Source organism: Streptomyces sp. NPDC000941 (assembly GCF_053599555.1).
On the sequence record NZ_JBSFMM010000100.1, the window covers coordinates 1 to 13,355 of the forward strand.

Consider the following 13,355-nt stretch of genomic DNA (forward strand, 5'->3'; position numbering starts at 1 on the left):
GAGGGCGCGCGGCAAGCGCGCGGCCGGCGGTCGGCGTCCCGGGCCCGGCGGCGTGGCGGGCTCCGTCCGCCGCTCGGGCTCGGTGCGGGTCAGTGGGGGCACGGGTCCATCCTGACGGGTCGTCCCGGGCGAGTCCCGGCCCGAGCCGGGCAAACCGGCTCGGGCCAGGGGACTGTATCGACATGCGGCTCCGCCGCGCGGCGCCGCTCATCCCTTCATCTCCGGGCTGCGGGCACTGCCCGCCTCGGGGCAACGGCCCCGGGGGCGGCCGGGCGGCGGGAGAGCGCTCCGGGCCACCACACCCAGCGCCCCAGCAGCAGGCTCGCCGAGGTCACCAGATACGTCCGGACCAGGAAGGTGTCCAGCAGCACCCCGACCGCGACGACGAACCCCATCTCGGCCAGCATCACCAGCGGCAGCGACCCCAGCACCGCGAAGGTCGCCGCGAGCACCAGGCCCGCCGAGGCGATCACGCCGCCCGTGGTGCGCAGGGCGGTGACCGCGGCCTCCGACACGTCCGCGCCGCGCAGGGACTCCTCCCGCATGCGGTGCATCAGGAAGATGCCGTAATCGACGCCGAGGGCGACCAGGAAGACGAAGGACAGCAGCGGCAGTCCGGGGTCGATGCCCGCGAAGCCGAAGACCGGCTCGAAGAACAGACCGCCGAGGCCCATCGCCGCGCCCCAGACGGCGACCACGGCGACGACCAGGACGAGCGGCGCGACCAGGCTGCGCAGCAGGGCGGCGAGGATCAGCAGGACGGCGAGGAGGACGAGCGGGACGACGACCGCCCGGTCGCGGGAGTTGGTGTCCTCCAGGTCGAGTTCCTGGGCGCTGGCCCCGCCGACGTGGGCGTCGGCGCCCTGGATGCGGTGGAGTCCGTCGCGCAGGGCGTGGATGGTGTCCCGCTCCCCCGCGGACTGCGGGGGCGCCTTGGCGTAGACGTCGATCTCGGTCCATCCGCCGCCGCTGCGGCCGCGCTCGGCCCGTTCGACGCCCTCCGTACCGCCCGCGCGGTCGAGCACGTCACCGGCGCGCTCGCTGCGCGCGAGGACGCTGATCGGCTGGCTGCTGCTCCCGGGGTAGGCGTCGGTGAGGGTCTGCATGGCGGCGACGGACTCGGGCCGTTCGGTGAAGGTGTCGGCCTGCTTGAGGTCGCCGGGCAGGTTGAGGATGCCGAGCGCGAGGGCGCCCAGCAGCGCGCCTCCGGCGACCAGCACGGTGCCGGGCCGGCGCCCCGCCGAACTCCCCATGGCGGCGAACAGGCCGCGCCGGGCGCGGGGTTCGCTGCCGTACGCGGGGATCAGCGGCCAGAACACCCGGCGGCCGAGCAGCACCAGCACCGCGGGCAGCAGCGTCAGCATGGCGGCGAGCGCGCACACCACGCCGACCGCGCCGACGGGCCCGAGGCCGCTGCTGCTGTTGAGATCGGCGGCGAGCAGACACAGCAGCCCGGCCGCGACGGTGCCGCAGGAGGCGAGGACGGCGGGGCCGCAGCCGCGTACGGCGGCGCGCATCGCGTCGTACGGGAGCCGGTGGCGGCGCAGCTCCTCGCGGTAGCGGGAGACCAGCAGCAGCGCGTAGTCGGTGCCCGCGCCGAAGACGAGGACGGTCATGATCGACGAACTCATGCTGGTGACGACGAGGTCGAAGCCCTGGACCAGGCCGTAGACGACGGCCATCGAGGCCGCCGCGGCCGCGCCGACGACCACCAGCGGCACCAGCCACAGCAGCGGGCTGCGGTAGGTGAGGATCAGCAGCACGGCGACGACGCCGACGGTGGCGAACATCAAGGTGCCGTCCGTGGACGCGAAGACTTCCTGCGAGTCGGCGCGCAGCGCGCCCTGGCCGCCCACCTGGACGCTCAGCCCCTTGGGGTGGTCGGCCAGTTCGGCGCGTACGTCCTTGACGGCGTCGGCGCGCTCCTTCTCGTCCGTCAGCGCGGTGAGCGCCACCGGGTACATCACGGTGCTGCCGTCCCGGGACGGGATGGCCCGCGGTGCCCTGCCCTGGACGGTCGTGTGGCGGCCTGTGACCCGGGCGACCTGCGCGGCGGCCGCCTCGCGGTCGGCGGCGGTCAGCCCGCCGTCCCGCCGGTAGACGAGGACGAGGTCGGTGGTGTCGCCGCCGGGCAGCGCCGCCTGGAGCTTGGCGACCTGGGTGGAGTCGGCGCTCGCGGGCAGATAGTCGACCGCCGTATCGCGCTTGACGTCGCCCAGCTTGCCCGCGAAGGGCACGGCGGCCAGGAGCACCAGGGCCCATACGGCGATGACCGTCCACGGCAGTGCGCGGCGGCGCCCGGTGGCACGGCCCGGCTCCTCCGGTCCCTCCTCTTCCGGTCCCTCCGGTTTTCGTGGCGCGGTCGTATGCGTCGGCTGTGTGGTCTGCATGCCCTCCAGGCTCCCGGCGCCGGGCGGGCGAATCGTCGCGCCGGCGAGGGAGATGGCGGCTACTGCGCCGGGTGCGCGGCGCGCCGGATTACTCCCGGGGGAGTACTCCGCCCCCGCTCAGAACGGCGCGCGGATCGCGGCCATCAGCCGGGCCGTGTCGTCGGGGCAGATCATCAGCGCCCGGCCCACGGTCTCCAGCACGGCGCGCTCCGCCGGCCGGTACGGCCCGTCGGCCACCGCGATCCGGGCGCCCTGCAGCAGGATCGACTCCCGCCCCGTCGGCGCCAGGTGCGGTGCCAGCGGCTCCAGGGCCTCGTGGAGCTCGATGGCCAGCGCGGTGCCGCACGGATCGAGGCCGTCCCGCCCGGTGTCCCGCCCGCCCTGTCCGGCGGTGCCCGCGGCCGCGGCCGTCGCGGCGTCGTACGCGGCGGCGCCGGGCAGCCGCCCGGTGTCGGCGGCCAGCGCCTCGACGATCTCCAGCAGCTGCTCCTCGCCGCATTCGGTGAACCCGGCGGCCCGCACCGCGCCGACCGCGGCCTGCCGCACCGCGGGCGAGTCGGTGCCGCCCGCGGCGAGCACCGCGAGGGCCACGGTGTGCACGGCGTCGCGCAGCATCGCGGAGAAGCGGGTGGTGGTGGGGTGGTCCAGCGCCTCGGTGCCGAAGCGGCCGCCGCAGGCGGCGCATTCGACGACCGGCGCGACCGGCCCGCGCGGCAGCACCGGCAGGCCGAGGACGACGATACGGCGGCGGCCGGTGCGTCGGCGATAGTTCCGGTCGCCTCCGCAGTCGGGGCAGAAGAACTCGCCGTCGCCCACGGTCCGCCACAGAGTGCGAACGCCTATCACACACAGATCCCGGCCGCGTCGGGCTTGCGCGTGCGCCACGTCACACCTCCATAACGCTTCGGCCACGTTGCCGCGCTGACGTGATGCTAGCCACATCCATGATGCGGCGTCAGTACCCCGAACGGAGACAACAGGCCAAAGACGGAACCCAGCCCGCCGTGACATCCGGGTACACGGCGGGCGGGGCCCATGCGGGTGAAGGCGTTTCGTGGTGCCTTACGCGGTTGACGCGGCCCTCGTGGAAGGGGCCGGCGGGTCAGCGGCCGACGCGGTTGACGGCCGAGACGACGGCCTTCAGGGAGGCCCGCACGATGTTGGCGTCGACGCCGACGCCCCACAGCACCTTGCCGTCGATCGCGCACTCGATATACGCGGCGGCCTGTGCGCCCGCGCCCTCGCTGAGGGTGTGCTCGGAGTAGTCCAGCAGCCGAACGTCCACGTCAATGGCGGCCAGGGCGTCGAAGAACGCGGCCAGCGGGCCGTTGCCCGAGCCGGTCAGCACGGTCTCGGCGCCGTCCACGACCGCCTCGACGGTGAGCGCGTCCGTACCCTCGCTCGTCGTCGAGGTCTGCGCGGTGCGCAGCGAGATCCGGCCCCACTGGTTGTCGTCGGTGGGCAGGTACTCGTCCTGGAAGACGGACCAGATCTGGGCCGGGGTGACCTCGCCGCCCTCGGCGTCGGTCTTGGCCTGAATAATCTTCGAGAACTCGATCTGCATCCGGCGCGGCAGGTCCAGCTTGTGGCCGTTCTTCAGGACATAGGCGATGCCGCCCTTGCCGGACTGCGAGTTGACGCGGATGACCGCCTCGTACGAACGGCCGACGTCCTTGGGGTCGATCGGCAGGTACGGGACCGCCCACTCGATCTCGTCGACCGTCCTGCCCTGCTCGGCGGCGCTCGTCTCCATCGCCTCGAACCCCTTCTTGATGGCGTCCTGGTGGGAGCCGGAGAAGGAGGTGTAGACCAGATCGCCCGCGTACGGGTGGCGCGGGTGGATCTCCATCTGGTTGCAGTACTCGGCGGTGCGACGGATCTCGTCGATCTGCGAGAAGTCGATCTGCGGGTCGATGCCCTGGGAGAAGAGGTTCATACCCAGCGTCACCAGGTCGACGTTGCCGGTGCGCTCGCCCTGCCCGAACAGACAGCCCTCGATACGGTCCGCACCCGCCATGATCGCCAGCTCGGCGGCGGCGACGGCGGTGCCGCGGTCGTTGTGCGGGTGGACGGACAGGCAGACGTGCTCGCGCCGGGACAGATGGCGCGACATCCACTCGAAGCGGTCCGCGTGCGTGGAGGGGGTGGAGCGCTCGACGGTGGCGGGCAGGTTGAGGATGATCTCGCGGCCGTCCTCGGGCTGCCAGATGTCCATGACGCCCTCGCAGACCTCCAGCGCGAAGTCCAGCTCGGTGTCGGTGAAGATCTCGGGGCTGTACTGGTAGCCGAAGACCGTCTCGTCGCCCAGGATCTTGTCGGCGTACTCCACCACCAGCCGGGTGCCGTCCACGGCGATCTGCTTGACCTGCTCGCGCGAGCCCCGGAAGACCACCCGGCGGAAGACGGGCGCGGTGGCGTTGTACAGGTGGACGGTCGCCTTGTGGGCCCCGCGCAGGGACTCCACGGTGCGCTCGATCAGCTCCTCGCGGGCCTGGGTGAGGACGGAGATCGTCACATCCTCGGGGATCGCGCCCTCTTCGATGATCGATCGTACGAAATCGAAGTCGGTCTGCCCGGACGAGGGGAAGCCGACCTCGATCTCCTTGTAGCCCATGCGTACCAGCAGGTCGAACATCTCGCGCTTACGGGCCGGGGACATCGGGTCGATCAGGGCCTGGTTGCCGTCGCGCAGATCCGTGGACAGCCAGCGGGGGGCGGCGGTGATGCGCTTGTTCGGCCAGGTGCGGTCGGGGATGTCCACGGCCTCGTAGTGGCCGTACTTGTGGATCGGCATCCCGGACGGGCGCTGGGTCACGGTCGCGGCGGTGATCGGCGTACGACGGCCGACAGGGCTCTGGGCGCTCGCGGAATGATCAGACGTGCTCATGATGCGTGGGGCTCCTCGTATGTCCGCTGGGCGGCCGACGGGGCGAAAGCACCGCAACACCGAACTCCGCGGGGAGGGGGTCGGCCTACGACTACAGGCCCTCGCCGCGGCAGCTAAGAAGAAGCAGCCCGAAACGCATGATGCGTAGAAGCGTAACCGAGACCCCGGGGACCGGCCGACCCGTATCACTATGCGGGATGACGTATTCGCCACTCTCACTTGGCACGATTGGTCATCAACCACTCGTTTTCAGGAATCGTGACGTCAAGGCGTGACAAGCGATGCACAGACTGCCACATTGCCTCGCATGGACGCCAACGCGAACAACCACGCTGTTTCCCGCACCCCTGTTTTCTGCACCATCGTGCCGCCACACGTCCTCGACAAACTGGCCCGCGCCCAGGACCCCGCGCTGGCCGAGCCCGCCCGCCGCACCCTGGAGCGCGACGCCCTGGAGCGCACCCGCCGCCGCATCACCACCGTCCGCGGCCTCGCCGCCCCCACCGGCGCCCCCTCCGACAAGCCCAAGCGCACCATCTTCGACGCCGGGCACAGGGAGACCCTGCCGGGGAAGAAGGCGCGCGCCGAGGGCGGCCAGGCCACCGGCGACGCGACGGTGAACCGCGCGTACGACGGCCTCGGCTCGACCTTCGAGATGTTCCTCAAGGCGTACGGCAGGCACTCCATCGACGACTCCGGGCTGCCGCTGAACGCGACCGTCCACTACGGCCAGGAGTACGGGAACGCCTTCTGGAACGGCGAGCAGATGGTCTTCGGCGACGGCGACGGCGAGATCTTCAACGACTTCACCATCCCGGTCGACGTGACCGCCCACGAGCTCGCCCACGGCGTCACCCAGTACACGGCCAACCTGGAGTACTTCGGCCAGTCCGGCGCGCTCAACGAGTCCCTGTCGGATGTCTTCGGCTCGCTCACCAAGCAGTTCCAGCTCGGCCAGACGGCCGACGAGGCCGACTGGCTGATCGGCGCCGGGCTGCTGGCCGACCGGGTCACCGGCGTCGCGCTGCGCTCCATGAAGGCCCCCGGCACGGCGTACGACGACGACGTCCTCGGCAAGGACCCGCAGCCGGCGACGATGGAGCACTATGTGCGCACCTCGCAGGACAACGGCGGGGTGCACATCAACTCCGGCATCCCCAACCACGCCTTCTACCTCGTCGCCAAGACCCTCGGCGGCCACGCCTGGGAGCGGGCCGGGAAGATCTGGTACGCCACCCTGACCGGCGGGGAGCTGGCCGTCGACGCGGACTTCGCCGCCTTCGCGCAGGCGACGGTGGCGACCGCGCAGTCGCTCTACGGGGAGGGCGAGGAGCAGCGGGCGGTGCTGGACGCCTGGGCCAAGGTGGGCATCTCCGACCTGCGGGCGCGGGCGGGGGCGCGCTAGCCCCTCGGGTGCGTCGGGGGTCGTGTCGGAGGCCCTGTCGGGGGCCGTACGGACGGATCTTCGGTGGATCTCCGCGTCTGCGGCGGGCCGCGGCCCGTACCGGGTAGTAATGGATCCATGCGCATTTCCGTCACCCGCACCGGCGGGTTCGCCGGTATCGAGCGCCGGGCCGAGCTGGACACCTCCGGCCGGCCCGACGCCAAACATCTGCAGGCCCTGGCCCACCAGGCCGTCGAGACGGGACACATCACGCCCACGCGCGGCGTCCCGGACGGCTTCCACTACGAGATCACGGTGGACGGGCGCACCGTCCACGCCGCCGACCCGCAGCTGAGCGACGCCCAGCGGGAGCTGGTGCGTACGGTGCTCAAGGAGGGCGCGTAGGGCGGCTGCGCCGGCCTCCGACCGGCGGTGACCGGTGCCGCTAGAACCCCAGCTTCCGCAACTGCTTCGGGGCCCCTCTTGTCTGCCGCCCTCGCACCGCTCGGCCCCAGGGGGCCTCCCGGGCTTCGGACGGCTGCGCCGGCCTCCGACCGGCGGTGACCACTGCCGCTAGAACCCCAGCTTCCGCAGCTGCTTCGGATCCCGCTGCCAGTCCTTCGCCACCTTCACATGCAGGTCCAGGAAAACCGGCGTGCCCAGCAGCGCCTCGATGTGTTTGCGGGACTTCGTCCCGACCTCCTTCAGGCGCTTGCCCTTGGGGCCGATGATGATGCCCTTCTGGCTGGGGCGCTCGATGTAGAGGTTGGCGTGGATGTCGAGGAGCGGCCGGTCGGCGGGGCGGTCCTCGCGGGGCAGCATCTCCTCGACCACCACGGCGATGGAGTGCGGCAGCTCGTCCCGGACGCCCTCCAGGGCCGCCTCGCGGATCAGCTCGGCGACCATGACCTGCTCGGGCTCATCGGTGAGGTCGCCCTCCGGGTAGAGCGCCGGGCTCTCCGGGAGCAGCGGCACGAGCAGGTCCGCGAGCAGGCCCACCTGGTTGCCTCCGGTGGCGGAGACGGGGACGATCTCGGCCCACTCGAAGCCCAGCTCCTTGCCGAGCCGGTCGACGGCGATCAGCTGCTCGGCGAGCTGCTGGGAGTCGACCAGGTCGGTCTTGGTGACGATGGCGACCTTGGGGGTCTTCTTGATCCCGGCCAGTTCGCCCGCGATGAAGCGGTCGCCGGGGCCGAGCTTCTGGTCGGCGGGCAGACAGAAGCCGATGACGTCGACCTCGGCCCAGGTGGCCCGTACGACGTCGTTCAGCCGCTCGCCGAGCAGGGTGCGCGGCTTGTGCAGGCCCGGGGTGTCGACCAGCACCAGCTGGGCGTCGGGGCGGTGCACGATGCCGCGGACGGTGTGGCGGGTGGTCTGCGGGCGGTTGGAGGTGATCGCGACCTTCGTCCCCACCAGTGCGTTGGTCAGGGTCGACTTGCCCGCGTTGGGGCGGCCGACGAAGCAGGCGAAGCCCGCGCGGTGCGGGGTCGCCCGCGGCTCGGGCTGGGAGGGGGACGTAGCGGCACTCATGGCGCCCATTGTCCCCGATGCCCCGGCCCTCGCCGACCGCACGGTTCGAACCGCGCGATAGCCGTCGGCCTGACGGTCTGACCTGTACCTACGGGCCGCTCAGGCCTGGAGCGTGGTGCGCAGCCCGCCGTCGGGGCCCGCAACCAGCACCGGGGTGCCCGCCCCGCCCAGGTCCCGTACGGCCGCGCGGTCCTCCTCCGGAAGGTCCTCGGCCCCGGTCACGACGGCCGCGGCCTCCAGGGACTTGGCGCCGCTGGCGACGGCCATGGCGACGGCGGTCCGCAGCGCGCTCAGCGGGAGCGAGGGGAGGGCGACGGTGCCGGCGACATACGTACGGCCCGTCTCGTCGCGTACGGCGGCGCCCTCGGGCACGCCGTTGCGGGCTCGTGCGGAGCGGGCAAGGGTGATGATCTTGCGGTCTTCGGGGTCCAGAGGTGCGGCTTCGCTCATGCGGATGAGCATAGGCGCGACGGTCGCCGCCGCTATTACTGCGGCATTATTGCGGCGGCTGCGGGAAGCCCTCCGGCCAGATCATCTTCGCACCGGCGAGGGCGCCGCCGTCCACCGGCACCGAAGCCCCCGTCATGAAGACGAACTGGTCGGACGCGAGCGCCAGTACGGAGTCCGCGATCTCCTCGGCGGTGGCCATCCGCTGCAGACCGGGCACGTTCAGCGGCCCCCACGCCTTCTTGTACGCCGCCCAGTCGGCGTCGGACACCCCCGCGGGCCGCACCAGCGGGGTGTCGGTCGTGCCGGGCAGGATCGCGTTGACACGGATGCCCGGGCCGTAGTCGAGCGCGGCGGACCGCACGATGCCCTCCACACCGCGCTTGCTCGCCGTATAGCCGGCGTGGCCCGGACGGGCCCGCTCCGCCCCGGCGGACGCGGTGCACACGATCACGCCGCCGCCCCGCTCCAGCAGGTGCGGGATCTCGTGCTTGATCGCCAGGAAGACCCCGCGCTCGTTGGTGCCGATGATGTTGTCCCAATCGGCGACGCTCGTCTCGTGCAGCGGCTTGGAGAACTCGATGCCCGCGTTGTTGAACGCGACGTCCAGACCGCCGTAACGGCTCGCCACCGTGTCCACGAAGGCCTTGACCTGGTCCGCTTCACGGACGTCGGCCCGGATGTAGACGGCCTCGCCGCCGGCCTTCCGGATCTCCCGCTCGACCTCGGCGCCGAGGTGCTCCCGGCGCCCGCAGAACCCCACCTTGGCGCCCTCGGCGGCGAACGCCTTGGCCGTCGCCCGGCCGATGCCCGACGTCGCACCCGTGATGACCACCACCTTCCCGGCGAAGCGCCCCTCGCCCCCGGCCCTGGCACCGCTGCGCCGCGCGCCCGGCGCGGCCTGTGCCCCCTGCGCCCCGGCGGTGGCCGCGGCGAGCCCGGCGGCGCCGGCCAGCGCTCCCGAGATGACTCTGCGGCGGTCGAAACGGTTGAAGGATTTCTCGGACACGATCCGGCTCCTCGACCCTCATGAGTGGTGTGCTTCTGTCGGGTTCGAGCTTCCGCCGGGGAGCGGGGCGCGGGCATCTGTCATATCGACTGGTCACCGATGCGCCCAGCCCACTCAGCCGTACCGGATCAGCACCGGTTGTTCCGTGACGCGCACCGTGTCCCGGTGGTCGACCTCGCGCGTGGTGCTGTCCAGGTACTCGACGGTGCGGGCGTCGGCACCGACGCGGGTGTCGGCCGTGCCTGCGTGGGTCCAGCGGATGCGGGCCGTACGGCGGGTGCCTCGTCCGTCAGGGATGAGGAATTCGCACTGCCAGACGTTCTCGGGCAGGGCGATCTGGACGCCGTGGCCGCAGGAGCGGAGGTCCGCGCCGGCCAACCACTGCTGGAGGCGGGCGACGAACAGCCCGGCCCTGGTGGGCGGTTGACCCTCGGCCTGGAGGACAAGGGGTATCTTGCCGTTGCCCCAGGCGTAGAAGTACATGCGCGCCAGGTTCCAGTTCCGGGCGTACAGGCCCGTCAGATAGAAGCGGACCGCGTGGTCGGCTGCTGTCGCTTCCTCCAGTGGATCGTTCAGCGGCAGGGTCTGTGTGGTGCCGGTGTTCCACAGCGGCAGGTGGTACCCCGCCAGCTGGAACGTCCGATCGACCTTCCGCACCGCCTCGAGCATGGTCTCCGGCGGGTCGGTGATCCGACGCTGGTACAGCTTGATCCCCGCTGCGTCGCAGTACTGGTAGCCGCCCAACTCGGCGAACCTCAGCAGGTACTCGTGTGCCTCGGCCGACCACAGCTCGGTGATCGAGGGGCACACCACGGTCGCGTTCCTGTCGGCTTCCCGGATGATGCGGCTCGCCCGCCGGGTCATCTCGACGAGTGTCGTGACGCTTCCGTTGTAGTGGTGCTCATGGTTCGCCATGACCCACAGTTCGTAGGCATCGATACGGGCACCCGCATGCCGTACGAGAGCGCGCACGTATGCGTCCCAGTCGTCGAGATCGTCCGGCGGCGCCGCTCGGGAACCGTCCGGATACGGGGCCTTCCGGGCGTCCGGGGCAGCCCAGGCGGGCGTACCGCCGAAGACGAACAACGAGGGCAGGCCCTCCCGTTCGGCGCCGTCGAGGAGCCGGTCGAGCGTGGACCAGTCGTACTCTCCGCGCGCCGGTTCCACTTGGGCCCAGCGGGTCTCGCTGTCCCACAGCCTCAGCGCGCCGGTCCGGAAGGACGGCATGGCCCCGCTGGAGCTGTTCATCGTCACGCCGAACAGCTCCGGATCGACGGGCTCCGGTGTCTGCGCCCAGCTCGTCGCCCCGGTCGGCGCGGGCACGGCCGCCGGCACGGACGCGGGCACGGACGCCGTCGCGGCCTCGTACGGGGCGCTTGCGACGGCGGTGCAGAGAACGACGAGTGCCATGACGGCGGCGAGGACGAACCGCATGCCGAAGGCGGGCCGTCTCCTTGTCGGACCAGCGGCAGCGGCGCTGACGGGCGCTCCGGCGAAGGCGGTGCCGACGACGGGAGACGGGCCGCGATCCACCGCGGCGGACACCGGACCGGGATCTTGCCCCTGCCCCGTCGCGGCCCTCCAGCATCGCAGCAGCTTGTTCAGCTCGTCCGCGTCGGCTCCGCACTCCTTGGCGATACGGACGATGAGGTCGTAGTCCCCTGGCGTCCCCTTCCCGTTGCAGTACCGGTGAAGGGTGGAACTGCTCGTGAAAACTCGCCGCCCCAACTCCTGGTAGCTGAGGCCACTACGCTCCTTCAGCCCCGCCAGGACGCCGGCTAACTCCTGGGCGCCCTCTGGCCCGTCCAAGCCCTCCACCCCCGTGGCGTCTGCCTCAGAATCCCGTCCCAGCATTCCACATACGCGTCCCATTCCATCTGCAACACACCAGGTCAGCAGGGCAGCGTACGTCCCACGCCGACTTGAAACACGAGATGGCTGGCCCTCGGCCGGGGCGGAACAGCACAGTTGATCTCGCCGACACGACACATCGGCATCACAGCGGCCCACACCCTGCCGAACTCACCTGCTGTCATTGCCGCATCGGGTGAATCACGGGGTGCGCCCGCCTCACACATCGGGGGATCGAGAATGAAGCTTTGCCTGCCCATGCTCACCGCGGGCACGGTGGCGTCCGTCATGGTGCTGTCCGCCTGCTCGTCGCCGACCGAGACGGACGACGCGAAGGACAGCAAGCCGAAGGCCGCTCAGCATGAGGCCAAGGCCGCGGGGGCCGGTGACCCGACGTACATGGCCGCCGCGTCGTCGTCATGCACATACAACTCCTACAGCTCTTTCGGTCCCGGCGAGATAGTCACGCGCAAGGGAAGCGGCTCGAACACGCAGAACGACGGCTACACCGACAAGCACGGCCGGAAGCTCCAGCTGGCCACCGGGAAGCTGTACGACCGCTCGGCGGGCAGGCTGACGCACGCCAAGAAGGGCGACAAGGTCTGGGTCGACATCAGCCATGACAAGGGCAAGACCTGGAAGGTCTGCGGGTCCGTGACCAAGGGCAACACCATTGGGCACGTCCTCACCAGCAAGATTTTCATCCACAGCAGCGGCGATGTGAAGAACCGCTACATGCGGGCCTGCGCCAAGACGGGCGACAAGACCTGGTGCGCCGACATCGGCAACAAGAGCAACAAGAACGTCGTCGGCGACAACTGGACGCGCTACTGGTGGACCGACAGCTGAGCCTGGACGGGATGTGCCGCATCCAACGGGGGGTACCACCGGTATGAAGCGATTGTCCGTTCCTGTCTGCCTCGGCACACTGATCGTCGCGGTCGCCATGACCGGCTGCACCGCGGTCGCCACCGGCGAACCCTCACAGCCCCGGAAGACAGGAGCCCGGACCCCGGGCCGCGAGCTGACCGATGCCGAGCAGGTCCGGGTGGAGCGCGCCGAGGAAATTCTCGTCAAAAAGTGCATGGAGCGGGAAGGCTTCACGTACTGGGTGGGGCGGGTGCCGAGTGTCCCGGAGCGCCAGAGCTACAGCTATGTGCTGGACGATGTCGGCTGGGCGGAGAAGTACGGCTACGGCACGCGGCTCCAGCAGGAAGCCGAGGAAGCTCGGCTGAACGACCGGAACATCGCGTACGAGAACGCGCTTCCCAAGGCAGAGCGCATCCGTTACTCCAAGGCTCTCGACGGCAGGCCGTCGAGCGACGTGCTGTCGGCCGAGCTGCCCGGAGGCGGCACCATCGAGACGCCTCGCAGCGGCTGTCGCGCCGACGCCAAGGGCCGGCTCTACGGCGATTTCCCGGCCTGGTTCCGCGTCGAGAAGACCGCAACGAACCTCACGTCCCTGTACGTGCCGGATCTCGTCAAGGACAAGCGCTTCCTGGGCGCGGTCGAGACGTGGTCGAGGTGTATGCGCAAGGAAGGGCACGACTATGCCGACCCTTCCGAGCTCCGCCAGGAACTGCCTGCCCTCACCAAGGGGCTGAGCCCCGCGAAGGCGCACACCACCGAGGTGGAGCTGGCAGTCGTCGAAGCCACTTGCGCCACCGAGACATCACTGGGCAACACGCTACGCACGCTCGAGAACGAGTACCGGGACAAGAAGCTCAAGCGCTACCGCGACGACATCGCCGTCCACCAGCGGATGGGGCTCGCCGCACTGGCCCGGGCCGAGCACATCGCCTCAGCCTCGTAGCTGCGGGATGTCCCCACAACACCTCATGAAACAAGGAGTGATGC

The 13,355-nt window shown here is 70.9% G+C and carries 11 protein-coding genes; 4 read left to right on the top strand and 7 right to left on the bottom strand.

Annotation, left to right across the window (positions count from 1 at the left end; translation table 11 throughout):
• Positions 1-215 precede the first annotated feature (215 nt).
• The 3 genes from ACWDSL_RS28770 to leuA all read right to left on the bottom strand — a co-directional run bounded on the left by ACWDSL_RS28770 (position 216) and on the right by leuA (position 5,277).
• Positions 216-2,390 (bottom strand): MMPL family transporter, encoded by a 2,175-nt coding sequence (locus ACWDSL_RS28770; RefSeq protein WP_450490231.1) that lies wholly within the window; start codon positions 2,388-2,390, stop codon positions 216-218.
• Positions 2,391-2,507: 117 nt separating this feature from the next.
• Entirely contained in the window at positions 2,508-3,275 is a 768-nt protein-coding gene (locus tag ACWDSL_RS28775) for a TerB family tellurite resistance protein (RefSeq protein WP_450490233.1), read from the bottom strand.
• 217 nt (positions 3,276-3,492) lie between these two features.
• On the bottom strand, positions 3,493-5,277 hold the full coding sequence (leuA, locus tag ACWDSL_RS28780; RefSeq protein ID WP_450490235.1) for a 2-isopropylmalate synthase: 1,785 nt from the start codon (positions 5,275-5,277) through the stop codon (positions 3,493-3,495).
• A gap of 307 nt (positions 5,278-5,584) precedes the next feature.
• Here leuA and ACWDSL_RS28785 point away from each other — a divergent pair, with 307 nt between their 5' ends.
• Both ACWDSL_RS28785 and ACWDSL_RS28790 read left to right on the top strand, forming a co-directional pair.
• A complete protein-coding gene (locus tag ACWDSL_RS28785; protein ID WP_450490237.1) occupies positions 5,585-6,682 on the top strand; it encodes a M4 family metallopeptidase in 1,098 nt (365 codons plus the stop codon).
• Between the two features lie 117 nt (positions 6,683-6,799).
• Entirely contained in the window at positions 6,800-7,066 is a 267-nt protein-coding gene (locus tag ACWDSL_RS28790; RefSeq protein ID WP_450490239.1) for a protealysin inhibitor emfourin, read from the top strand.
• Between the two features lie 168 nt (positions 7,067-7,234).
• Here ACWDSL_RS28790 and era read toward each other — a convergent pair whose 3' ends face one another.
• From era to ACWDSL_RS28810, 4 genes are all read right to left on the bottom strand, one after another.
• Complete coding sequence (gene era / locus ACWDSL_RS28795; protein WP_450490241.1) at positions 7,235-8,200, bottom strand: GTPase Era; 966 nt, start codon at positions 8,198-8,200, stop codon at positions 7,235-7,237.
• A 90-nt stretch (positions 8,201-8,290) separates the two neighbouring features.
• Positions 8,291-8,641, bottom strand: coding sequence for a cytidine deaminase (locus ACWDSL_RS28800; RefSeq protein ID WP_450490243.1), 351 nt, complete (start codon positions 8,639-8,641; stop codon positions 8,291-8,293).
• A gap of 46 nt (positions 8,642-8,687) precedes the next feature.
• Entirely contained in the window at positions 8,688-9,647 is a 960-nt protein-coding gene (locus ACWDSL_RS28805; protein WP_450490245.1) for an SDR family NAD(P)-dependent oxidoreductase, read from the bottom strand.
• A 114-nt stretch (positions 9,648-9,761) separates the two neighbouring features.
• On the bottom strand, positions 9,762-11,456 hold the full coding sequence (locus ACWDSL_RS28810) for a helix-turn-helix domain-containing protein (protein ID WP_450490247.1): 1,695 nt from the start codon (positions 11,454-11,456) through the stop codon (positions 9,762-9,764).
• 282 nt (positions 11,457-11,738) lie between these two features.
• On the opposite strand from ACWDSL_RS28810, the gene ACWDSL_RS28815 reads away from it, so the two are divergent.
• Positions 11,739-12,347: a hypothetical protein gene (locus ACWDSL_RS28815; RefSeq protein ID WP_450490249.1), complete on the top strand. Its 609-nt coding sequence runs from the start codon at positions 11,739-11,741 to the stop codon at positions 12,345-12,347.
• A gap of 43 nt (positions 12,348-12,390) precedes the next feature.
• The gene (locus ACWDSL_RS28820) at positions 12,391-13,311 is read left to right on the top strand and encodes a hypothetical protein (protein ID WP_450490251.1); all 921 of its coding nucleotides are present in this window, start codon (positions 12,391-12,393) and stop codon (positions 13,309-13,311) included.
• Positions 13,312-13,355: the final 44 nt, after the last annotated feature.

What these genes read in the sequence shown, in the direction of transcription:
- ACWDSL_RS28820 (WP_450490251.1), top strand. Translation starts at nt 12,391, where the DNA reads ATGAAGCGATTGTCCGTTCCTGTCTGCCTCGGCACACTGATCGTCGCG.
- ACWDSL_RS28790 (WP_450490239.1), top strand. Translation starts at nt 6,800, where the DNA reads ATGCGCATTTCCGTCACCCGCACCGGCGGGTTCGCCGGTATCGAGCGC.
- leuA (WP_450490235.1), bottom strand. Translation starts at nt 5,277, where the DNA reads ATGAGCACGTCTGATCATTCCGCGAGCGCCCAGAGCCCTGTCGGCCGT.
- ACWDSL_RS28800 (WP_450490243.1), bottom strand. Translation starts at nt 8,641, where the DNA reads ATGAGCGAAGCCGCACCTCTGGACCCCGAAGACCGCAAGATCATCACC.
- ACWDSL_RS28785 (WP_450490237.1), top strand. Translation starts at nt 5,585, where the DNA reads ATGGACGCCAACGCGAACAACCACGCTGTTTCCCGCACCCCTGTTTTC.
- era (WP_450490241.1), bottom strand. Translation starts at nt 8,200, where the DNA reads ATGGGCGCCATGAGTGCCGCTACGTCCCCCTCCCAGCCCGAGCCGCGG.
- ACWDSL_RS28815 (WP_450490249.1), top strand. Translation starts at nt 11,739, where the DNA reads ATGAAGCTTTGCCTGCCCATGCTCACCGCGGGCACGGTGGCGTCCGTC.
- ACWDSL_RS28770 (WP_450490231.1), bottom strand. Translation starts at nt 2,390, where the DNA reads ATGCAGACCACACAGCCGACGCATACGACCGCGCCACGAAAACCGGAG.